This window comes from Bartonella kosoyi (assembly GCF_003606325.2).
Taxonomy (GTDB): Bacteria; Pseudomonadota; Alphaproteobacteria; order Rhizobiales; family Rhizobiaceae; genus Bartonella; species Bartonella kosoyi.
Window position 1 is genome coordinate 2,011,923 of sequence record NZ_CP031843.2, and the last position, 24,543, is coordinate 2,036,465.

Below are 24,543 nucleotides of genomic sequence, written 5' to 3' on the forward strand. Positions count from 1 at the left end.
ATTATTCTATTCCCTCATGCAATGCATTAGCGCGTGCCCGTTGAATGGTGTGAGTAACCGTTCGACCATTAGCAACAGGATCACGAGCGCCATTGACATGCACCGTGACATTTTGAGTGCGATGCATAAGTTTGTGTGTCCCTCCCCTCATTGCCTTCCTGCCATTATTCGGTCCCTCCATGCAGCGCATTGGCGCGTGCGCGTTGAATGGCGTGACTAACCGCACGACCAGTGGCAATGGGATCACGCGCGCCATTGACATGCACCGTGACATTTTGATGGTGCGTGATGGGGACGCGTTCTTTGTCTTTTGCTTCTGTGAGAGGCACATTGGCACGACCAGCCACCGCAAATTGTACAAGGGGCTGAGGCGTTTTGCCTCCTAAAAAACTTGGCAAATAATCTCTTACATCAATCGACCCAATCCACCCCTTTATGCGGTGAGGTAAAGATTTACAAAAATCTGTCAATTGTGAGATGGACGACATAAAACCATTAACAATCCAATTCGCTAAATCTTCCCCGGCTTGTTCCATACCAGCCTTGGCACTATCCGTGAGCTTTTCTTGAGAAAAAAAACGCTTCAACCATTGCCAAAAATTGGAAAGGCTTTGTTTAATCCCCTCCCACAAGCTTTCACAAATTTGAGCAACAGAGGCAAGACCTTGTTTAAACTTTTGCCAATTTTGAGAGAAATCAAAAGCAGCAGCAATGATATTCTTCCAACGGGTGATGGTGCTGGTATCAGCCCCAAAAAAACGCATGACGGCTTCAAAGGCTTGGCCAAAAGCCCGTGTTATCCCCCGTGCAAAGCCCTTTATAAAAGAAGAAACACGGGTCCCAATATTTCCACAAAGCAAAACCAGCAGCCAATATGATAGCCACAACAGCAGCAATCACAGCCCCTACCGGAGTAAAAAGCCCCCCCACAACAGAGGACAGGCTTGCCCCAACCACTTCGATCACGGTTCCTATCAAACCAAAGCTCCTCGCAAAAGCCGCCCCTGAGACGGCAATCCCCCGCAAAGCACCCACCAACAAGGTCATGGGGCGCAAAAGTTTGAGGAAACGTGCCCCAAACCCTGCGGTGAGCAAGCCCAGTGAGCGCCCTGAAGCCAAGAGCCCGCGCCAACTTGCCTTCAGCATGCGGCTAATAGATCCAAGCTTGATAAAAGAGGCAATCAATTGCAGGATCCCAAGGCGGGTTCCCGCCATGGTAAAACGTACAACCCGTAAAGCGATGTTAAAAGCCATCAGGGCGGCAATGGTTTTGATGATCACACCGGTCAAAACAGGGTGTTCATTAGCCCATGCCATCAGAACGTTTAAAAAACCACCAACAGTTTCCATTAAACTGTTCACATGGGGCAACAAAACCTCACCAATGGTAACCCCTAAAGCCACAATACGGTTTTGCAACAATTCAAATTGCCGCATGGCACCGGTTGCTTGTTTGTCAGCCTCTTGCTCTACAGAACCTTTAAAGACTTTTGGATCTTTCACATAATCTAAAGCTTGCCCTAACAATTGGGGGTTGCCCACCAATTTGGCAAAATCACCGGTAAAATCGCGCCCCGCAATAGCAATCAGAGAACGCATTCCCTGTTCGGATTTGCCCAACACATCAAAAAAACGCACCAAGGTACCGGTGGCATCTTTCTCCAAATCTTCCATAAATTTTTGGCGAGAGAGACCAATATTGGTAAAAGCATCTTCAATATGTTTACCCCCTGCTTGAATACGCGCACTCATAGCATTAAAACCACGTGCTGCACTCTCTGGGACAATACCAGCAGAAATCATCGCCGTCCCAAAGGCTGCTGTTTCGCGGGCTGTCAGTTTAAACATGGTTGCCGCACCGGTGGCACGATTGGTAAAATCAGAGACTTCACTTGCCTTGGCTGCCATGTGGTTAGAGAGATGGTTGATGGCATCCCCTAGATCTTCAATACCTGCTTGATTAAGCTTAAAGACATTGCGCAATTTGGCAAAGCGTTCCCCAATTTGATCCCCCGTCATATCAAAGGCGACCGCTGCCTTGGCAGCATAAATACTAAAAGCCTCGAGATCTTGTTCACCAATGCCTGCTTGGCTGGCACTGGTCATCAATTCTAAGACTTCACGGGCAGCCAAAGGGATTTTTGTAGAGGTTTCCAAAGCAAAACGGCGCAATTCTTTTAAACGATCAAGGGGGGCATCGAGAACCTTTTCCAAGCCCTTCATTGATTGATCAAATTGCATGGCTTTATAAAGAGGGGCAATCAAGGTTGCGGTTTGAGCAATCGCCCCCACCATGCGCCCACGCGCATGGTGAAAAGCATTTTCTGCATTGGCTGTAGATTCCTTCAAGTACTCAGGGTCAAACCACCCTTTAAAATGCTTTCGTGTCTGGCTTTGGAAATGCGCAACATCTAAACTAAAGGCTCTTAAGTCTCGCTTGGCAGAGGCGATCCCCTCTTGCAGATGATTGACAAAACGCACAACAAGAGAAACATCCATGATTGCATCTTATCCTAACATTTGGCTTTCATATTCTTGTTGTTTAAGGCGCGCGAGTTCTTCTCGATAAGCAATCACTTCCAGCCAATCCATCTGGTTAATCTCTGAAGGCGCCCAGTGATAATAAAGGGCTAGTTCTGCTCCAAATTGTCTGGCAGAGAGGATTGGCGTGTGGGAAAAAAAGCAAAAAAAGCCTTAAACACTGCCATAATATCGATAACATCAAGATGATTAATCAATTCAACAGATTCATGAGACATATCGGCTAAAAGCACGGCTATTCCTTCCATGGCTTCATGGGTAAATAAAGCCTCACAAAGCTTGGCAATGAGAATATCATTGCTCAAAGGTATTTTATCTTCTTCTACAGCGGGCAAAAGTAACTTTGCCAGCTGTGGTCCAATCAACACAGCTAATTGGCGTGCTTGCTTGAAATTTGGGCGATAAAAGATCAATTTCTGCCGTATTGATTCTTTGCCCTCCTTGTCTTGATAAACAAGGGGAACCTGTAATTCCACCTCAACACTTGTTTGTAAACTTGTCATGATCAATTCCTATAAATTGAGAATAGAGCGACGGCGAGAGCCGATATCTTGTCCATTGCGCACAAGCCAGCCGCCCCGTTTAAATGAGAAACGATGTAAAACAGAACCATCCCAAAATTCTGTATAGTCCCAAACATTCTTGATCTCGCAATCATAGCCTGTGGCTTTTCCAGCTGTTAAGCTTTCGCTATCGACTTTGACCAAACGCCCCGTGACATCAATGGAATGTTCATGCTCGCGTCCATCTTCTTCAGACACCACATGTTTTTTGCCGGTAAATTTATGACGAAGACCAGGAGGACCGCCAAAGATACCGATGATTTCTGGCGTGTGGCTGCGGATTTTCATTTGCAAGCTCAAAGCTTTCACACCAAGACCACTCACATCAATTTGCATATCAGAGCCCCCTGGTTGATAGGTTTCGGTGATTTCTTCCAACGTGGGAAGTTTGAGTGTTTCAAGATCAAGATGAAGATTGACATCATCATCAACAATCAGGGTAAAACCGCGAACAATTCTTAAAGTCATACATCACTCCTTGCTGCCTTGCGATAACCCTCAAGCGTATCGCCAAAAGCATAGGTCATTTTATTTTGGATATCTTGCGCCAGCCGATTAAAGTAAGCACCATTGCGCCGGCTGCCGAAGCTTAAATCTTCGAGAGGGGGCACTTCTTCTGCATCAAATTCCACCCGCAATTTTCCCAATTGCAAATTGCTGTTTGAATTCAAATCACGGTCAAACCAAACCCGCCCCCCTAAAAGCGCACCGCGCGCAATCATATCATCAAGAAACTGTGTAAGGCTGCGGGTAATAGCAATGACATGTTGACCGGTCAGATTCTCGTCATTCGCCCAAGGGCGTAAATTGTTAATGATGGTTTTTTCCAAGGCTGCGCGGGTGCGTACCACATTGACAAAACGCCAGAGTGGATCACTCGAGGTGGTGTGATTGCCCCATAAAATGCGCCCATTGGCAGCCAATTGACCTTGGGCATTTTGGCTAAGGCGGGCGGGAATAAAGGTGGCAATATCGGCTTGATTGAGACGATTAGCCTCATGATCAATTTCCCCATCAAAATAGCTAATGGGGCGTGCTGTGCCTAAAATACCATGCACATCTTGGTTAGAGGGAGACCAAAAAACACCCCCCTTTTGTTTGTCACGTTTGATAAACATCGCCGCCACAAAGGGGCTTGCTGGTTTAATACTAAAGCCCCCCTCACTATTTGCTACCCGCACAAAGGGGTCAATCAGATAACAAAAGCGTGAGGAGAAATCCGCGCGAAAGGCAAGGCTTTCTTCCGTATTTTTGCCCCCCGTATCGAACACGGCAATGGCTTGTAGCTTTTCGGCAACCTGTTCTAGAGCATCTGCTAGTGGATTTTTAGCATTATCAAGGCGCCCTGCACTATAAGCTGGCGCTAAGAGAATTCCAGGTTCCACACCTAAATGCCCTCTAGCATGTTTTAGCGCATGAACACCGGTTAAAGAAACACTTGACCCCACCATTTCTGTTTGTGTCTCAGCAATGGTAGACTTTTCCTCCACCCGCACAAGGATCACTTGTGCCTCAATTCCTTGCGCACGAACGGCATTGATAACATCAAGGGCCGTTCCTCTTGTCCCAAGCTTTTGGATTTTCTCTGTCTCATGGGTAAAGACCAACACGGGCTCGTTAAGGGGATAGGTCTGTGCATCCGCATCAGGGGCTGTCACAACCGCCCCAATGGCGGTTTGGCTAAACATCTCTAAAGGGCGAGAAGCTTGACCATCCTCAATGAGGCGAATACCATGATTAAATTCTGTTGCCATTTTGCTCTCCAAATCAATGAAGAGACTATAACAAGCATCACCATGCTCCATAAGCCTGACAGTGTCAGTCAAAAAAAGCCCTTTAAAAGGGCTTTGAAAGAGACTTTAAAAACATATAAGCCTGCTTATAGAACAGCTATCCATTTGACTTGCGCTCTCTTTGGTTTTGTATTTATTCTTTCCATAACCTTATAAGGACAGCACCATCAGCTCCAGCACCACTTGGAGAATCAGTTCCATGAGAGCCCGCACCGCCACCACCAAAACCACGCCCTGCTTTTCCTGAACTATAGGAACCTTGTCCCGTTCCTCCACCCCCTCCCCTTGATGTATCGCCTCCAGCATCACCGCCATTACCACTTATCTTGCCAGTAATTCCATCCGTTCCAGCACAACCATTGCCGCCTTTGGCAAGTCCTGGATGTTCGTCTGTTGCTAAACCAAAATTTCCTCCCATTCCTCCAGCACCACCAGAGCCTGAAGAGTAATTAGATGAATTGTAATAATAAGCACCACCACCACCCTTTCCTCCTGTAGCCGTCATAAAATTTTTGCCAACAACTGTTGTTTCTCCAGAATTACCGCTTACAAAATTCTTTGCAACAGAAGCTCCTCCTTTACCAATGGTGATATTCTCATGCCCTTTTAAACTGGCTTTATAGCCATACCATACGGAACAACCGCCACCGCCACCACCTCCTCCTAATCTTGAAACAAAAGCTCCACCACCACTACCGCCGCCCCCCCATGCTTGGATCTCAACTTTGGTTTTATCCGTGACCCAATCGGGCCATTCAATTTTGCCATCTTGTGTATAGAGCAATTCAGCATCAGCAAGGGCAGTCCAATTGGTGATTTTATCGATCAAATCTTTTTTAAGACTCTTTATCCCTGCCAAGATGGCGGCATCAACTTGCGCCTTCGTATAAACAACATCACCATCGATTCTCAAAGGTCCTTTAAGCGAGCTTCCGCTCGTACTTAAGTTAGTGACCACTTCACCATTATGGGTGAGGTTCAATGATGCGTTTCCCAACAGTTCTAAGCCACCACTCATGGTGACTTTGCTGGTAAACTTATTGTAATTTTTCCATTCATTTGGGCTTGTGAGGCGCCCATAGCTGGTCAGATCTTGATTGATCTTGGCTCTAAAGTCATCAAGCCCCACGATATCTTCTGTTTTATGTTTGTGCGCACCTAACAGTGAGACAGCACTACCAAAAGTAAAATTATTGTTGCTTGATTTGTAGAGCACATAATTGTTGGCGGCATCTTTTGCCCCCTCGATATCGCTTAAATCAGCAAAAGTGAAGGTTTTATCCGCTGCCATCTTGCCATGAAGAGCACTTTCTAGATCTGTGATTTCGCTTATGATATGCGTGTGTTGTAAGGGCGCCTTTTCGTCTATTTTTTCCTCAACAGCCACAAGCGCTTGATCAAGTTTATTGAGGTTTTCGCGCAAGATTGGGAATTCAGAACTGATAAAACGCCCCTCTTGAGGCAATTCCATGTCGAGTTTTTTAGTTTTGCTCATTTTTTGTTCTCCCATTACAATATGCCAGCACCAAAATCACTCACCATGGAATGCGCCGCGCCACTTCCGCTTTAGTCCAGTCATTCGTCTGTGCCAGAGCGATCACTGAATCCACAAGCGCATCCCATAAAGCAATATCATCACTATTGCGGTTTTGTGCTGTCCCATCGGGCTGTTTTTTTGGTCGCTCCCAAGGATTTTTATCAACGGTTGCATTTATCGCGTACTTCATGTATATTCCCCTTTCGTATTGATTTAGATATCGAATGGGTAGGCTCCCACCTACCCATTTTTGTTACTCTAAAGCCGTACGCGATACTAAAACGGCTAACCTGACAAATCCCCCTCTCTTTCTCACACATCGGGGAATTTGCTAACTTCAAGGCTCCGCGCTCAAATCAAGGCAAAAGAACCTAAAAACTTAATTATATTGATTTAAAATATTGAAATGGATTAAGACTTCTCCTCCCCCCTTTCTTTAATGAACACTTCAAGCCGTACGCCATACAAAATCGGCTTTCTTGTCCCCTCTTTCCTTCCTTCCCCCCTTTCCTTGTGAGAATTCTTGCAAATCCCCCCCTTGCCTTATCCTATCGTTTAGGAAACTTGATCACTTCACGCCCCTCATCAGAGGCGGAAAGCCGTCTTAAAGCTTTGTGCAAATGTTGACTAAATTCTTGCGCATCCAAAGCCTCATCATCCTGCACTTTCACAGCTAAGTTCCCCCCATGGTTTGGCATCAAGCGGCTTACCTTTGGCTTGACAACAAGCTTGGATTTTAAACCATCATCCTTTTTCTCAAGGCGCCCATAAACATCAGCCAAGTGATCAGGCGCAAGCTTTGCTGCCAACTGTTTTTCTGCTTTAACAGCTCTCACATATTCTTTACGCAAACGCCCATTCAAACGCGCTGCCTGCTGGTCATAAAAGCCCACATCCGCAAGACATTCTGCCATGCAAAGCAACCGATTATTCAAATCATAAACCCGCAAATCTTGGTGCAAATAATCCGGATCAAAGCGTACAATCACCTTCTTCCCCGCATACTCATTCAATGCCCGCGCCCAATAACGATTGCCATAAAAATGAATCTCCCCCGTCCCCTTTTGTGTACGCAATGCTTCTGAGGTCAAAAGCCATAAAGCCCTTTGCGCCGCTGTTGCTTGCCGGATAATCGTCCCCTCTGCTGTCAAACTTTCTGCAAAAGTCTCATCAAAACTGCGCCCCGCACATGTCAGCGCCTTGCGCCCTGCTTGTGCATTATGCGCCACAATCTGCGCCCCAACATGGGCTTTAAACGCTTCAAATCCTATCGCGCGCTTGCCATAATCTTCAGGCTTGGCATCCGGTTTATTACCCGTATAAGCTCCCGCACAAAAAGGATGCTTCGAAATCGCCTCTGCCAAATCACGCCATGCCCGCTCAATCGGTTTCGACTGCCCGCTATAAGGGGTCGTCCATTGCAATTGAATGCCCAAACTGGTCAAAAGACCCTGCGGTTCATCCGCCTTAATCTTAAAACGAAAGCGGTTTTGCACACCCCCAGAAATCCACTTGCTGGTAAAAGCACGCCCATTATCCAAGGTCATACGCTCCGGTATTCCATAAGCCTCCACCATATCCCCAATCACCAAACGCACGATTTCCCAAGTCTCCGCATCCGATAGGCGCCATGATAAAATCTTGCCTGAATAAAGATCTTGAATGGCAATCAAATAAAGCCGTACAGGCTTTTCTGACCAAGGAACACTCACAAAAACATCCAACTTATGCCCGTCCATATTCACCGCTTGCATTGCATGCAAACTCGAGCGATCACGCCGTTGTGACGGATAAAGCTTCTTGGCTTTCTCCTCTCCCTCACGCGCTAACGCTACAACCGCTTTGGAAACTTGCGCCTTAAAACGACGCCGTAACGCCCGCTCTGAGGGAATAGGCGTCCAACCTTTCTCCCGCGCCACCAAAACCATGCGCCGATAACAAGCCGAAAAAGCAGGACGGGACGAACGCAAATAATCCGAACACAAAACCTCCCATGCCTCCTCATGACACTCAGCCCATTGCGAAACAGTCTCCTCACCATAACAAGGCGCTAAAGCCGCCAACCAATCAGGGCGCTCATACCCTTCCACCATCTGGCGCCAATTAAAAAGCGACATCCGGCTCACCCCAAACTGAACCGCGCACAAACTTGCCGCATCATGCACCCCCATACCGGCATGAAGTAAATCCTCCATAGAACAAAGCGCCTTCAAACGCTCTTCACAGCGCCTTTTATGCACCTTTGAAAGCCCTTCATAACGCGCCCAAAGCACTTCTTTTTGTCTCGTCAGCTCTGCCTTTTGCAAAACGTCAACACCACCCGCCCGCAACAACAACGCTGCCCGCGCCCCTTCCGGCAATAAAGAGATATGATACTCCCAAACCGGCTTGGTCTTGCTTTCCACCTTCCGTGAGAGTGCAGAATTTTTTCTCCAATGTGCCCGTCCGTGGTTTTCAAGGCTTTTATAGGTAGATGGCAACCCTGGCAAAGCCGCCTTGGCTAATTCAGCAATACAAAACCATTCCTTCATGGCTGCCCCCTTTTAATGCGCACTGGCGTTGCACGCATGGCTTTCAACCGCGCCGCAATCTCACGCTGTTCCTGCTGCAATCTTGCAATTTCTGCCAAACGCGCTTCATCCCCTTGCAACAACAGCAAACCATCTTCACTCACCACCTCATCCCAAAGCCAAAAGGCGCCCGTCGCCCGCACAAAAGCTTTAAAGCGCGGCAGGGAAATATCCACCTGCTTACTTTCCGCTACATAAGCATCCAAGCTTGCCTTACTCAAACACCCAATGCCTAAATAATGCGCCATACGCTCTGCAACTTCACTGCGCTCATAGCGGCATTCACGCAAAGCCCGCGCCATCGCCCGCTTAATACGAGAGCGAAACCGCCCCAAATCAATCTGTGCAACAGGTTCGCGACAAGGGAAAACCGGACGTTGAAAAAAATCAAGTTGATGGGAACCACGCGTCTTCATGCCTGCTCCTCCCCCGATTGCTTGTTCAAATAATCATAAAACCGCGCCCGTGTCTGCGCATCTGCCCTTTGCCACCCCCCTAACAATTGGGCAAAAATCCGTTCTTGTTCATTAACTTGCGGCGGCGTATTAACCCCATTGACCAAATCAACAGCCCGCCGCAAATCCCCCTCAACCTGTTGCAAAGCAATCGCCACCCGCCGTTGCGAAACCGGCTCCATCTTGGCAAGCTTTAACAACTGCGCTTGATTATCTGCCAATGCCGTGCCACGTAAAACCGCCCGCAACTCCGGCTGTAGATGCTGAGCAATACGGTTGAGGAGTTTCACCGACTCCTTCGATAAACCAATCCTATCGGCAACATGTGTGGCAAAGTGCAAACTTTGCATTTTGCCATTTAAGTCACCATCATTTGGCAAAGGGTCAACTTGACCCTTTGCCACTTTATCCCCTTCACACCCGATTTTATTGTCATTTGAAGAGGCATCTTCGTTCGTTTGAGCAATTCGGTCAACTTGACCGAATTGCTCACCACCGATCAAAGGGTAAAGTTTACCCTTTGATTTTCTGTCGCCACCAACCTTAATCTCCCCATACTTCTTTTCCCACAATTCGCGGTAAGTCTGCACAAACAAAGCGCGGTCAATCACTGACAATTCATTGCGAAACAAGTTTTCTGCCACTTCTAAAAGCGCAGCATTTTCTTTATCTGCCTGCACCACAACCGCATCGATTTCGCTATAGCCTAAAAGCTCCGCAGCCCGTAACCGGTGCGCACCAGCAATCAGCGTGTAATTGCCTTCCTTAGCATTGGGGGTATGGCGCACAGTAATCGGATTCATCAATCCCTCCCGCGCCATTGATTGTGCAAGTGCCTTGGCATGCTCATCATCTACAGGGCGTATACGCTCCGGTACAACAATCAAATCTAAAGCAACCTCTTGAAACTGTGCCATCACGCCCCCGCCTTTTCCATTTCTCGTAAGAACAAATCCATCGCACGCCCAGCCCATCTTCGATAGGCTTTCGCAAAAACTGGTTCTTCCAAACGCCGATTAATCACTTGCAAAGCAAGAAAGATAGCAGTCTGCTGCCGTACTTGCATGGCAACAATACGCCGCCGCGGTACCTCAAACTGATAATGCAAAATATGAATGGCAATTTGTCGTGCTAATATCGCATCAAATAAGCCATGCGGAGGGTCAATAATATATCGGATCGGTACATGCCGAAAGCTACCACTCACGGCTTTTAAAGAACAGGAAAGCATCATTTGTAGCCGTTCAGCTTCCGAATACGGATTAAAAATTTCTCTTTTTGCCTCGGGCGTCCATAAATTATAAGCAGCAACCATAACCACCCCCGATAAAGAAAACTTGACCAGCTAATCTTAAAAAACAACCCATCCAATCGGCTGCTCCATGATGCAACGCTATGCAATTTATCTTGCCTATTTCGTATTGATCTTTAGACATTGATAAACCTTTTCATCTTATGGTAATTAAACTCATGGCAAATGCGTATGACACACGCAAAGCCGTGTAACGAAGTTCAAGCAGCATTACCGCGCAATGCGGACTGTGTACGCGAATCCGTGTTGGCATGTCGTGCTGCTTTAAAAATGCGACGACGACTTTTAGGGTAGCGGTCGGAGAAAACCTGCTCGACGGGCAAGCCGATAAAATCGGCAATAGCACGTTCTGCTTTCTCGTTAGACCGTGTCCAGATGTGTTGAACGCTGGATGAGGAGAGTTGATACGCTTTCGCGAGCTCCGCCAAGGTCATATTCCGGCGGCGTAGCTCAGCTAAAATACTATGGCGATCCCATACTTGAATGCATGTTTGTGTGGTTGTCATAACTTTCGCTCCTGCTTCAAACGGATGCTGCAACATCCGTTTTTTGTGGGGTTAAATGTACAATAAACGCCCTCTATATCGGGCGGTAATTAAAGGTATATCTACAAATGGGATATTAGTTAACCCCATTTGTAAACATTTGTGATATGAAACGACAAAAAAATGAGCCCAAAACTGCATTAGCAAAACGACTCACAGAAGTTAGAAAGCTTGTGGGCTTATCTCGTGATATATTTTCTCTTAAAATTGGTATCAGTATTCAAGGGCTTGGAAATTACGAACGCGGTGATAGAACTCCAGATGCAACGGTTTTATCAGCATATAAAGAAAAATTTGGAGTGAACCTGAATTGGCTTTTGACCGGTGAAGATGCAATGTTTATAGACATGATGATGGCTCGGTCTTTCAATATCTCTCCGCCTACCATTCCTGCTGGACTGATGAAAAAACTTGGTCGCATAGCTTATACAACCTATCGCGATGCAAAAATAAAACTCCCCCCCGAAGATATAGCGGAACTCGCGGCGGAACTTTATAAAAAACTGCAAGAGCTTGTTCAAAACATTAATGATATGGAAGAAATAGAGCTTACCTTGCCTCTTCTAAAATTGCATTTAAAGCGCCAAATCGAAGCTGAAAAAGAACACTCCAAAGCTACACAAAATTCGGCTTAATGCTCCTCTAAAATGAAAAATACAGGCGCGTTTCTCTTTACATTAAAAAATTATAATAATGCATTGTTTTTTTAATAATTATATCCCATAAAAATAGAAACGCGCCATATGGCGCATATCTTTTTTGTTTTTTTGGTCATTTTTGGTTGATTTTGGAGTCGATTGAACTTTTGGATTGATTTTTTTCAAAGGGTCTTCAAAGGCGGTTTTCTGGGCTTTCACAGATTTTTTAAAAATTTTCAAAGGATTTTCAAAGACCTTTCAAAGGCTTTTCTCATTTTTACAATGAAAACGCGCTTTTTACCATTTTTCGCATTTTTTGATCATTTTAGGTGTCAAAATCTATTTTGACAAAACGCGCATTTAATGCTAAATTTTATGCATAAAAACAACAAATTATCACCTATTCCTAACTAATCCCACCTCTTCCCACTTAATCCAAAACCTAGTGTCAAACTACAAAGGAGTTTGAAAATTTCAATCTCTCTTATTTATTTTTTACAACTCATGAAGATTTTGAAACTTTTTAGGCGATTTTACGGTGTATTTTTTATAATCAACACATCACATCATAAAAAATGTTATTTCTGCCATTTTTCAATTAAAAGTTGTTTTTATTTGTAAAGCCTTAGCATATGCATTATATGTTTTCTATATTTTCTCAAGCCAACTGCTTATTTTTTCACAACACCTACATAATGACAAAAAAGAAGCATTAAAGCTTATTCCAAAGATCTATTTACGGAGAAAATAAAACTTTTTCATCATATAAAGCTTTTCTGAAATGCGTATTTTAAAGACTTTTTAAAATGCCATTTTATACTCTCTCCAAGGCAAGCAGCAAACGCTCAACACATGCCGTACAAAATTCCGTTAATGTAAACCATGAACATAACCAATATAAAAAGGCTCCCCAAGCATCTCAGCCTCTATATATTAATTCATGAAACAAAAGAAGAAATAACAATAAATTGATTTTTTTAATACACTGCTACACAATCTTGCACTATTGACTTTTCAAATTTACGCCTCGAGCACACTTTGCTCTTTATATCGTAAAGTCAGAAAAACATCTTCTTATAACTTGCTGCAACTTGCGGAAAATTCTGTATCTTTTCCGATGATGCCGAGATCTTTAATTAAAAGGGGTTTTCCTACTTCTCCATTATAGGCCTTAACGTGGATGTTTTTTCCCTTCACATCTATAAGATAATAATCTCCATTAAAAAGTGCACCAGCTGTATAGACAGGAATATTGCCAAAAACCTTATCATTTTTTGCACGGCAATAGGACTGATAATGCGTATGTCCAACGAATATTGCTTTAACATTATGAGAAGTAATAATGGATTTAAACACCGACAAATCTTTAGCATTTTGTTTACGAATAAAAAAGGATTCGCCATCCACAGAAGCAGCACGAGCATCGTGAAAATTAATAATTGTCACTTTACCTCTAGCATCAGCAGCAGCTAAATCTTGTTTAAGCCAATCTAAAGATTTATTGATTTGCACTTCCACAGACTGTCCCTTTAGATGCACCGTATAACTTGGATAATTATGAAGCTGCACATAATGAACATCTCCATAATCCCAAGAATAACTTAAGCTCCCTTTGATTTTATGAATATTTCCACGCGCAACAGGAAGCAAACTTTCAACAACATCTGCATTGAAATGAGATAATTGATTTTGATATTTTTTGATTTCCGCCACCATTCTTAAAACTGCACTTATAGCACAAGCATCCTTATAAAAATTGAAGACTTCAGGTATGGTACAGTTTCCAACATTATTGGCATAATCATGGTTGCCTAATCCCTCATAGACAGGAGAGCCGAGATTTTTATAGAGATTTTTATAATCGTCATAGTTTTTTTGTTGACCAAACTCCGTCAAATCACCATTCACAATATGAAAAGCAGCTTTGTGTGCTTTTATGACATTGGCAACCTGCTCGTTTATTTTAAACCATGGCTCCCTGTTAGACAGTCCATTGGCATCACCGGAATTCAAGCGCCAAGGTTGAGGATCCGCCATGATAATGGCAGTATAATTTTTGGTAAGAGACTTTTCCTTCATGGACCAATCCATTAACGCATGATGAAGCTTTTCATCTCTTTTTGTTTTTTCAGAACTAATATTTAAACAACCAACAAGAGCGAAAGCAATCATGGTGATTGCTATATATTCAACTTTATATCTCATACATATACCGCCATAAAAACATTATGTAATTTATTATATTATCAATAAATTTTTTAAAGGTAGTCTTTTGTTTTTTTGTCAAGAATATGTCAAAAGCGCAAAATAATGATTTCTCATTACATGGATAATTTCAATGAAACGAACAGCAGCATTCACGCCAAGCCTTCAGTTTTAGGCCCTTCATTTATTGATGATTGATTGCATGTAATATATTTTTCTTGCTATGCCTGAACACAACGCTTTTGATACCCCCTGCCCTTACTAGTTCTATCAAAAACTTCGAAGTATTGATATGGTATCAAATGTCCCCATAAAGAACCGCATAAGAAACGAGTGGCATTGTATAAGTGCTTTTCCATTAAAACCAAACACACTCAACAAGAAACTTTTCACAAATAATTCAAGAAGCAATGCACAATAAAAAGGCATGCGAAATCACAATCCTCGAGCAATGTTTTAAAAGAGTATAAATATTACCGCCAATATTATCATAATGTATAACGATTGTTAAATTATAAACACATAATATATTTAATATAAAATAAAATATAATTTTGATAAGCTAAAGATTCATTTTGACAGAAAAAGCAAAATAAATTATCAAAGCTATGAATAATTAACGAAAAGCAATATCTATTTCTATTCTTCTTTTGAAGAGTGCGGGGAGTGATATTGGGGGCTTTAAAAGGAGAGTATTCGTGTATAAAAAATCCCTTCTGTCATCTATGGTGACAGCAGCTATTGTGCTGTTTAATATTCAATTCAATGTACAAGCTGAATCTCTTAAAGTTTCTGGAGAGAAAAAAGAGGTCAAAGATGCCACTTATGAGACTCTTCATGCTCTAAAAGGCGGTCAAATCATCGGAACTGATTTGAAGGTAACTGGAAATAAAGACACAAACTCAAGCTCAAACACAAACGTTTACGTTATAAGCACTGAAGGTAAAGGCAGTGCAATTAAATTAACGGGAGATAAAACGACCGTTAAAGGAACGGATTCTGATATCCGTTTGGGTCTTGAAGTAAAAGATGACGCGATACTTCAAATGACTGGGGGCACTATTACGGTTTCTGACACTGGCGTTCACTTCTTAAACACTAACAGCACCGAAAACAAACTGGAAAATATAACGATATCAAGTGGTAAAGACGATACACCTCTACTCGCTGGAATAAGAACCGAAAACAGTACCGTCACTTTAGAAAATGCAAAAGTGACACAAGCAACCAGTGCCGTAGTTGCAAATAATAACTCTACAATAACGATCTCTGGAGGATCATTTGAGACGAAAGGAATAAGTATAGGCGCTCATAATGGCAGTACCATTACTTTAGACACCAACGTTCAAATTACCTCTGAGAACACTGGACTCTATGCAAACGGTTTAAACTCCATAGTCACAATAACTGGAGGAGAAATCACAGGCAAAGATAGCGCATTGTCTACTGCAAACGGTGGGCATATTAAGGGCACAGATGTTGCCCTCAAAGCAAAGGGGGATGGATACGGTGCATTTTCTGATGGTGTAGGCAGCGTAATTGAATTGCATGGCAATACAAATATCAGTGATAGTAAAATCGGGCTTTTTGCACAGAATCATGGCGCAATCAGTGTGGCTGGTGGAACGATAACCTCAGAAGGAGTAGCATTGTTTGTATTCAAAGGTGGGCATATTACAGCCACAGACGTTACTTTATCAGTAACAGATGATAAAGGATTAGCTGTAAGTTCCAAAGGCTCTAACAGCTTAATTGAGTTAAACGGAAAAACAACAATTGAGAATTCCCTCATAGGACTTTCTGCAGAAAACGGTGGGGCAATTCAAATGACCGGAGGAACCATTAAAGCTGCAAATATTGGTGCTGGCTTTATAGGCAGTAAAGGCGAAAAAAACAAACTGGAAAATGTGACCATCTCAAGTAGTAAAAAAGATGCATCAAGCAATAAAGATGATGCACTACTAACTTCAGGAGTATATGCAAATGAAAGTACAGTCGCTTTAAAAAATGTAACTGTGACACAAGCAAAAAGCGCCGTAGTTGCCGATAATGAATCCAAAATAACAATCTCTGGAGGATCATTTGAAGCAAAAAATGCAACAATAGTTGCGCTCAATAATGGTACGATTATTTTAACCGACGATGCCCAAATTACATCATCTGAAAACACCAGTCTCCTTGCAAAAGAAGGTGGTGCGATCAGCATGACGGGGGGATCCATTAAAGCTTCAGAGTTTGGTGCTGGCTTCGAGAATAGTAAGAGAGAAGAAAACAAACTAGAAAATGTAACAATATTAAGTAATAAAGACGGTGCACTCCTGAACATAGGAGTATCTGCAGATAAAAGTACAGTCGCTTTAAAAAATGTAACTGTGACACAAGCAAAAAGCGCCGTAGTTGCCGATAATGAATCCAAAATAACAATCTCTGGAGGATCATTTGAAGCAAAAAATGCAACAATAGTTGCGCTCAATAATGGTACGATTATTTTAACCGACGATGCCCAAATTACATCATCTGAAAACACCAGTCTCCTTGCAAAAGAAGGTGGTGCGATCAGCATGACGGGGGGATCCATTAAAGCTTTCTATAATGGAGCTACTTTCGAGAATAGTAAGAGAGAAGAAAACAAACTAGAAAATGTAACCATATCAAGCGTTAAAGATGAAGATGATGCGCTATTACAATATGGAATAGTAGCAAATGATAGTACAGTTGCTTTAACAAATGTCACCGTGACAAAAGCAGAAACTGCCATAATTGCAGATGACCACTCGACAATAACAATCTCAGGAGGATCATTTGAAAGCAAAGGTAATGGAATATATGCGATACAAGGAAGTTCTATTTCTTTAAACAACGCTACGGTAACATCATCTTATGGACCTAGTATCTATGCAGACGGTTCAGATTCAAAAATTATAATGATAGGAGGAAGCGCAACTGCAAAAAGAGGCAGTGCAGCATTATTGACAGAAAACGAAGGACAGATCGATGCCACAGATGTTACGCTCACAACAAATGGCATAGGGACCGGCGCACTTGCGCTTGGTGAGAGCACAATTCAATTGCATGGCAATACAACAATCAACAATACTTTAGACGGTCTTAGAGCAGTTGATGGTGGTAAAATTACCGGTGAAAATTTAAATATCACCGGAGGAAAAGCTATCACAGATCCCGACACAGAACGCTCTGGTCTAACGACAGAAGGCGCTGGCAGTGAAATTAACTTAACAGGCAAAACAATCATTCAAAATGTTGATGAAGGTCTTTATGCAGACGGTGGAAGCAAGATCACTAGTGGTGATCTAGTAATGAGCGGTGGTGAGAGCGAAAAAGTAACCATTGCTGTAGGCTCTTACGAGCTTGAGAGCAAAATTGAATTAAATGGTAAAACAACCATTAAAAATTTTGATGTTGGTCTTGCTGCAGCTGGTGATGCCTCAATTATCATGAAGAATGGCACTAAAAATGAAATAGACGTCAAAAAAATTGCACTATTCGCAGCAGATAGGGGAAAGATTGACCTAGCAAATACTGATGTAAAAGCAGAAAGCGTAGGTATGCAACTAGTGGCTTTATCGAAAACCAATACAGATGAAGATGATCTACAAATATATGGAGACAACGAAATCAATCTGACCAATAGCAATATTCACGTTGACAATGGCACTGGAATTCTCGTTGGAGCATTTGTTGAAAAAAGCATTGACAATAATATTGCTCCATCAATCGGAAAAGTTAATCTTAACAACTCAGAAATCCATGCGGATGTGTTATTAGACAATGGACTTTTTTGGGACAAAAATTCTTGGATCGATACAAATTTCTGGAATGATGAAAACATGAAGGAGATATCTACCGGTACCTTTACCTTAAATGCAGATCATTCTATTTTAGAAGGAAAGGCAAACATTACAAACGACAGAACAATCAGTTTTGATCTGAAAAATCAAGCAAAATGGATCTTGAAAACCAGCACACAAGAAAAAGATGCTGATGGAAAACTCCTTGATATCGCTCAAAGATCACGTTCTGACATTTCTGTTCTGGGTCTTAATGACAGCTCTCTTGTTTTTGCAGAACCAATAGAAGGTCATTACCACACATTGCATATAGGTTTGGGAAAACCAGAGACTAAAGCCGTCTATAATGCAACAGGTGATGCAAAAATTTATTTCAATACAAAATGGACTGATGGCACACCAATCACAGAGCAAGAAACCGATCATCTTCTCATTCACGGCGATGTTTCAGGCTCCACAACAGTTTACATTCAAAGCGATTTAGGAGATAAAGAGAGCGTCATAAATGCTTCCGATCCTTCTAACATAGGCGGACTTTCACTGATCCAAGTTTCCGGAAAGGCTGATGAAAATTCTTTCAAATTAGCCCATGGTTATATCACAAGAGGTGGTTCACCTTATAAATATACGCTAACAGGTTACGGACCAGAATCAAGCTATGGCCAAGCGAATATTGAACAAAATCTCTTTGATGAAAAGAATGAGAATTTCTGGGATTTCCGTTTACATAAAGAACTTCTTCCTGATTCAAAAGCAGAAGCACCTGTAGCACAAATGGCAAGCTATTTGGTCATGCCAAATGCTCTCTTCTATAGCGGATTGACTGATATGGCTGAACAAAACGCATTGTTGGCAAATATCAGAACATCGGTCGTAGATAAAGGACAAGAAAAACAGAATGGCTTTTTCTTACACACCTATGGAAGCACAGGAACTTTCTCCTCTGAAAGTGCACCACGCCAATATGGTTATAGCGGTGCTGATCTTCGCTATGCCGCTCTACAAGGAGGAGTGAACTTCGCAACACTGGAAGGACATAATACCACAACACGTTTCGGTCTTATAGGGACCTATGGACAGCTTTCCTTTACGCCAAAAGATATGCAAGATGCTGGAAAAAACACCGTTGATAAATGGTCCCTCACAGCCTATGGAACCATACAGCATGACAATGGCTTTTATCTTGATACGCTGTTATCCTATGGCATCCTAAAGGGAGACATCACCAATGCCCTCATTGGAACAACCGCAAAATTAAAAAATGCTAAAATGTTGACGATCTCCACAACTGTTGGCAAACAATTTGCAACAGGAATTCAGGGTGTAACATTCGAACCACAGGCACAACTTGCTTATCAACATTTGACGTTTGATACCATTTTAGATGCTGATCACTTTACCATTGACATGAACAATCCTCATCAATGGATGATCCGTGTTGGTGGACGTTTGACCAAAAGCATTACCGCTGAAAACAACCGCCCTATGTCTTTCTATGGAAAAGTCAACTTGATCAAAACCTTTGGGGATGATCAGGCACTCCATATTGATAAGGATTATAAACTTGATGCTATGGGATCTGCACTTGAAGGTGGGCTTGGTATTAATGCACAATTGTCCACGAACCTCTCCCTTCATGGTGATGTGAGTTATCAACAAAAGCTGCAAAAAACGGGGATCTCTGGAGCAAGTTTTTCAGGCGGAATACGCTATCAGTTTTGAAGCAAAACTTTAACAACAAGTGTATTTTATTCTATACACTTCATCAAACAAAAAAGGCAGTACAATATACTGCCTTTTTTATTCTTAATACTCTTTCATTAAAAGCTCACTTGAATGGGCTTTGTTATTTATCCCCTTAACATCATCTCCATCAAGATTTATTGATTTACAAGGTGGATATTATCCTTTGAAGTCTATCAGATTAAATGCGTTCATTTCTCTCAAACAAAATGTCACAAAGCGCTTCATCTTCAAGTGAAAAAAAACGCTCAGAAAAAACACCTAGAGATAACTATGCTCAGCCCAAATGTTATCGATATAATCTCGCTTGCTTCATAAAATCCCCTTCCCTTTTTTCAACAAAAAATGTCAGGTATTTTTATCGAGAATGTGTCAACAGCCCAAAATAATGAAAACCGAGACCTTTTAATACAAGACATTTTAATAAAAGCACCCTTTCTCATAAAAGTGTACTTTTAGAAACCCAAACATCATTCATTTCAAAGCCTTCAACATGAAGCTCTTTATGAATTACCCTTTTCCACTTAAAATAGGCTTTTCCTCCTCTTCACACGAGTTCCGCAGCATGTCCATTCGTGAATTTATCCATAAAGTTAAGAAAAGTGCATTTTTAGACAATAGACAGATAACGATATCTAAAAAGATAATAATAAAAAGCTCCTTTCTTTGCACCCTTGACCTATTGATACCCCTCTATTCTTTCAATTAACGCGCTTATTACACCATCTATAAAGCTTCATTGACACTTCCTTATACCATTTTAGGTAACCAAATTGAGAAAGTTCATCCTCTCATACCAATTTCATCTCCCTGAAAGAAAATAAAACGATGAGAAAATATTAAAAGCAGCATAATGGAAATGAATTTTTAAGAGCAAAATGCTGCTATCAATCTTAAGATAATCCTGTGAACGCAGAACCTATTTATTCTATTTTTTAATAAAAACGCTATTTTTATAGTATTTAATTAATTCGCAAGACCATTAAAACTTATAAAATTGAAATATATTTAAGTAATTTTTATATATATTTAATCTATAATAAAATTATACTATTCTTATATAAATAAAATTAATGCTTATTATTTTTTTGTAGTTAGAAAATATTCTATCGTGCACAGCAGCTGTAAAAACTTTACGATTTTCCACCTATCATGCAGAAAATAAATCCCTGGAAATTTTTAGTGCAAAAATATATCCAACGGAACTTATGAAATACTTCACGCAAAAGGTGATACAAAAATCATCAACAAATATTTAACAATAACGAGAGAATAAATATAAAAATTGCTGTCCCGAAAAATGCTTCTACGGCTGTAAAAATTGAAAGAACAAACAGCATAATCGAATGACTGAATAACATAATTATTATAAATATAAATAAATTCAATAACTTATAAAGATTTCTGACTATTTTTCCTGTTAAATGAGCATCCCAAATATCATACGAGATTCTGTCATTTCACCTCTGCCCCATGTTTCCTCAATCACCCCCCCCGTCTCTTGCACCTTACAAGCAGGTAAACCATGTGAAGAAACCATAAAAACAACCTTTTTATGAACCATCTCAAGTGCCAAAAGCTGTCACGACATTGAAAGCTGGCAAAGTGTGTGATGGACTTGCTGTTTTATCAAGCGTAAAGAAGTCGGCTTTCTCCTTCACAAGCATAAAGATGATGGAGTTCACAAAAATTTTATCATCATATCATTCATAAGCACTGTACAGCCTTCAGAAAATGAGCTTGAGGGCCTTAAAAAAGATCTCTTTGAACCCCTCATCTCTTCTTCTTATAGCAGATCTTCTCCTAGAACAGAGAAAATTGACAGAGATTTTTTCTGAATACAAAAAAATCCATTTCAACGCTATAGATCTTTTATAGCGATTATATTGAAGTGCCAATTTTTAAATAGTGTGTTTTAAAATAGCTTCATCCTGGTTTTAGTATAAGCTTATCAAGCTAGATTTGGGGGATCCATTGTTTCATTGTATTTTATGATCATGAAAAAAGTTTTTCTGAAGCAAAAATTCAAATTATAGAGCATCACATAATATTTCGTTTTGATCTTTACATAAAAAACATAATGATATAAATATCACAAAAGTACTTGCGCCATCAGGGGAATGAAGTAAGCATCAAAGACATATCAAGACTAAAGGCATATCTATGTGTAAGAAATCTATTTATAAGAAGAATCTTTTGTTATGTACAATTGCTGGAACTTTCATTTTTTCTCATTTTGCTCCGACTTGTGCAAATACACAACCTCCTGAAATTATTAATGAGTTTAAACTTGAGAAAGGAGAGGAAAAGACTCTTAATAATGTTTTCATTCGCAATGGATTGAGCGCAGTGTACGCCTCTGAAAAAGCAATTGCTACAATTACGAACTCGACGATACATTCAGGTTCATTTGCATTTGCTGTATCAAAAGGTGGACGTGTTAATGCTAAAGGCATGAAAGTCAATGCATTACATACTGGTCTATCAATTTCAAACGGTGTCATTAATATTGAGGATTCAGTCATAGAAACCAAAAGACAATCTGGTATTATTTTTCATACTATTTTAGATGCTTTTCTGAAAGAGGGTGAAGAAGTTGTAAATAAGGCCATTCTTACCAATACAAAACTCCTTGTGAGAGATGGTGTTGGTATTTGGGGACCATCATCTTCGAAGTCTGTTGCCGAAGTTCAACTTAGAAATTCAGAGATTCGTTCTGATGTGTTATTAAAAAATAGTGTAAAAAAGAAAACAGATTTAGATCCTCATCCTGTTAGTTTTGTATTGACTGCCGATAATTCAATTATGGAAGGAAGAGCAAGAACCTTAGAAGTAAATACAACTGTTTTTAATTTAAACAATAATAGCAAATGGTATTTAAATGTAAGTCGATACGACATAAATCGTGATTCTGGTCCACTTAGTTATGAACTCTATGACATTAAGCAACGAGCGCTATCTACTGTCTCAGTACTGAATCTTCGTAATAGCTCTATTGTATTTAATGCACCTCATGTGCTGGCAAAAGGTCAATATCAAACCTTGAGCGTAGGACGAACCATTGAGGTTCCTAATTCACAAGCAAACAGGGACTCCACTAGAGAAACCGTTTACAATGCAACAGGCAATGCAAGGATTTATTTTAATACAGAATGGAGTGATGGCTTAGAAAAAGGACAACAAAAAACAGATCGCCTTCTTGTCCACGGAGATGTATCAGGTACCACAACAATTAATTTCAATGGTCTTTCAAAAGGTGAGCCATCAGAAGCAGACGCTTCTATTCCCGCGAATATGCGTGGTCTGTCACTCATTCAAGTATCTGGAAAAGCAGATAAAAATTCCTTCAAACTAGCAAATGGCTACGTCACAATGGGTGCTTTGCCTTATAAATATGTCTTAAATGCCTATGGACCAACATCGAGTCTTGGGAAAGCAGAGCGTGCGCAAAGCCATTTAGGAGAAGTATCTCAACAATCAAAAGAAAAGGATTCAAAAACCGATACAACCCCCGTTGTATTAGGAGGAATGGTTTTAGGAATTGAGAATAATATAAAAAGTGAATCAACATCAAGTTCTGAGCAAGCAGAAAGCATACAAAGCCATTTGAGAGAAAATCAGAATTTCTGGGATTTCCGCTTGCAAAGTGCAACGCTCGATGATGAAGGAAGGATCAGAGCTCTTGTTCCTCAAGTGGCAAGCTATTTAGTCATGCCTACCGCTCTATTCTCAGCTGGATTGGCTGATGTAAACAATCAAAACACTTTACTGAACACGATGCAAGAAACAAGCTTTGAGACAAAAAATCATAAAAACAAAGGAATCCTTTTCTCGGCTTATGGCAATAAGGTGACATTATCCTCTCACCGTACGCCATTACAATATGGCTATGGTGCCGATATTCACTATGCTGCTTTACAAGCAGGCATTACATTAGCAGCTCTAGAAGATCAAAACATGACCACCAATTTTGGTCTTTTAGGGACATATGGGAAATTAGCTTTCACTCCAAAAGGTATGGAAGGTGCTGACAAGAGTACACTCGATAAATGGTCACTGACTGCATATAGTGGCCTGCGTCATAATAATGGGACATATGTCCATGCACTCTTCTCCTATGGAATGCTCAAGGGGAATATCACCACAGCTCTCATAGGAAAGACTGCAGAATTGACAAGCGCTGATACATTCAGTGCATCGGCAACCATTGGACAAAAGTTCGAAACCAGCACGAAAGGATTGGTCTTTGAACCACAAGCACAAGTTATTTATCAACGTCTTATGATTGACACGTTCTCAGATGTTGATGGTTTTGATGTGAATATGGGCAATCCTCATCAATGGTTGGTGCGTATTGGTGGACGCTTAATGCAAACAACAGTTCCGACTGAAAACAGCAGTATTCTTTCTTTCTATGGTAAATTGAATATTGTTAAAGCTTTTTCTAATAATGCCACCATACAGATTGGTGAATCGTTCCATCTTGATGCTATGGGAGCTTCCCTTGAAGGTGGGCTTGGTGTGAATGCACAATTATCACAAAATATCGCCCTTCATGCTGATGTTCATTATCAACAGAAACTTCAAAAAACGGGTATATCTGGAACAAGCTTTTCAGGCGGAATACGTTATCAGTTTTAAGAAAAAGAAAAAAACAACTTATAGTCTATTTATTTTAACAAAAAGCAGTACGAATGTACTGCTTTTTTTTGCAATCTTTCGGCAAAAGCCATCAATAATGGTCCTTTCTATCCTCCCTTCTTGAAAGGATTAATTTCATCCAAACCAAATGCCACAAAACCCTTTATCTCTTAACGATTGTTGAGTTTTCA

Annotated in this window: 17 protein-coding genes and 1 pseudogene; 3 read left to right on the forward strand and 15 right to left on the reverse strand. The window is 41.3% G+C overall.

Going from position 1 to position 24,543, the window contains the following annotated elements:
* Position 1 precedes the first annotated feature (1 nt).
* The 13 genes and pseudogenes from D1093_RS08690 to D1093_RS08745 all read right to left on the reverse strand — a co-directional run bounded on the left by D1093_RS08690 (position 2) and on the right by D1093_RS08745 (position 11,277).
* Positions 2–181, reverse strand: coding sequence for a hypothetical protein (locus D1093_RS08690; protein ID WP_150222287.1), 180 nt, complete (start codon positions 179–181; stop codon positions 2–4).
* Positions 165–2,499 (reverse strand): annotated as a pseudogene (locus tag D1093_RS08695) (phage tail tape measure protein). The gene D1093_RS08690 and the pseudogene D1093_RS08695 overlap by 17 nt, the downstream one beginning before the upstream one ends.
* 131 nt (positions 2,500–2,630) lie before the next feature.
* Positions 2,631–3,044, reverse strand: coding sequence for a hypothetical protein (locus D1093_RS08700; RefSeq protein ID WP_120102053.1), 414 nt, complete (start codon positions 3,042–3,044; stop codon positions 2,631–2,633).
* 9 nt (positions 3,045–3,053) lie between these two features.
* Positions 3,054–3,572: a phage major tail tube protein gene (locus D1093_RS08705; protein ID WP_120102055.1), complete on the reverse strand. Its 519-nt coding sequence runs from the start codon at positions 3,570–3,572 to the stop codon at positions 3,054–3,056.
* Positions 3,569–4,858 carry a phage tail sheath C-terminal domain-containing protein gene (locus D1093_RS08710; RefSeq protein ID WP_150222361.1) on the reverse strand — a complete coding sequence of 430 codons (1,290 nt, stop codon included), beginning with the start codon at positions 4,856–4,858 and terminating at the stop codon, positions 3,569–3,571. The genes D1093_RS08705 and D1093_RS08710 overlap by 4 nt, the downstream gene beginning before the upstream one ends.
* A 172-nt stretch (positions 4,859–5,030) precedes the next feature.
* Complete coding sequence (locus D1093_RS08715) at positions 5,031–6,392, reverse strand: Bgr_08870 family protein (RefSeq protein ID WP_120102407.1); 1,362 nt, start codon at positions 6,390–6,392, stop codon at positions 5,031–5,033.
* Between the two features lie 40 nt (positions 6,393–6,432).
* A complete protein-coding gene (locus D1093_RS08720) occupies positions 6,433–6,624 on the reverse strand; it encodes a hypothetical protein (protein ID WP_244613991.1) in 192 nt (63 codons plus the stop codon).
* Positions 6,625–6,982: 358 nt separating this feature from the next.
* A complete protein-coding gene (locus D1093_RS08725) occupies positions 6,983–8,965 on the reverse strand; it encodes a transposase domain-containing protein (RefSeq protein ID WP_120102057.1) in 1,983 nt (660 codons plus the stop codon).
* Positions 8,962–9,420 (reverse strand): hypothetical protein, encoded by a 459-nt coding sequence (locus D1093_RS08730; protein ID WP_120102059.1) that lies wholly within the window; start codon positions 9,418–9,420, stop codon positions 8,962–8,964. The genes D1093_RS08725 and D1093_RS08730 overlap by 4 nt, the downstream gene beginning before the upstream one ends.
* Positions 9,417–10,376, reverse strand: a complete 960-nt coding sequence (locus D1093_RS08735; protein WP_120102061.1) for a ParB/RepB/Spo0J family partition protein — start codon at positions 10,374–10,376, stop codon at positions 9,417–9,419. The genes D1093_RS08730 and D1093_RS08735 overlap by 4 nt, the downstream gene beginning before the upstream one ends.
* Complete coding sequence (locus tag D1093_RS08740) at positions 10,376–10,774, reverse strand: hypothetical protein (protein WP_120102063.1); 399 nt, start codon at positions 10,772–10,774, stop codon at positions 10,376–10,378. The genes D1093_RS08735 and D1093_RS08740 overlap by 1 nt, the downstream gene beginning before the upstream one ends.
* Complete coding sequence (locus D1093_RS09945; protein WP_007346581.1) at positions 10,758–10,895, reverse strand: hypothetical protein; 138 nt, start codon at positions 10,893–10,895, stop codon at positions 10,758–10,760. Before D1093_RS09945 ends, D1093_RS08740 begins: the two co-directional genes overlap by 17 nt.
* A gap of 76 nt (positions 10,896–10,971) precedes the next feature.
* Complete coding sequence (locus D1093_RS08745; RefSeq protein WP_120102409.1) at positions 10,972–11,277, reverse strand: helix-turn-helix domain-containing protein; 306 nt, start codon at positions 11,275–11,277, stop codon at positions 10,972–10,974.
* Between the two features lie 146 nt (positions 11,278–11,423).
* Between D1093_RS08745 and D1093_RS08750 the strand changes: the two genes are divergently transcribed.
* Positions 11,424–11,951 (forward strand): helix-turn-helix domain-containing protein, encoded by a 528-nt coding sequence (locus tag D1093_RS08750; RefSeq protein WP_120102064.1) that lies wholly within the window; start codon positions 11,424–11,426, stop codon positions 11,949–11,951.
* A gap of 78 nt (positions 11,952–12,029) precedes the next feature.
* Here D1093_RS08750 and D1093_RS09950 read toward each other — a convergent pair whose 3' ends face one another.
* Together D1093_RS09950 and D1093_RS08755 are read right to left on the reverse strand one after the other, a co-directional pair.
* Positions 12,030–12,194 carry a hypothetical protein gene (locus D1093_RS09950; protein WP_167309093.1) on the reverse strand — a complete coding sequence of 55 codons (165 nt, stop codon included), beginning with the start codon at positions 12,192–12,194 and terminating at the stop codon, positions 12,030–12,032.
* Between the two features lie 834 nt (positions 12,195–13,028).
* Positions 13,029–14,159: a metallophosphoesterase gene (locus D1093_RS08755; protein ID WP_120102066.1), complete on the reverse strand. Its 1,131-nt coding sequence runs from the start codon at positions 14,157–14,159 to the stop codon at positions 13,029–13,031.
* Positions 14,160–14,857: 698 nt separating this feature from the next.
* Between D1093_RS08755 and D1093_RS08760 the strand changes: the two genes are divergently transcribed.
* Together D1093_RS08760 and D1093_RS08765 are read left to right on the forward strand one after the other, a co-directional pair.
* A complete protein-coding gene (locus D1093_RS08760; RefSeq protein ID WP_244613992.1) occupies positions 14,858–19,690 on the forward strand; it encodes an autotransporter outer membrane beta-barrel domain-containing protein in 4,833 nt (1,610 codons plus the stop codon).
* 2,184 nt (positions 19,691–21,874) lie between these two features.
* Positions 21,875–24,352, forward strand: coding sequence for an autotransporter outer membrane beta-barrel domain-containing protein (locus D1093_RS08765; protein ID WP_150222313.1), 2,478 nt, complete (start codon positions 21,875–21,877; stop codon positions 24,350–24,352).
* Positions 24,353–24,543: the final 191 nt, after the last annotated feature.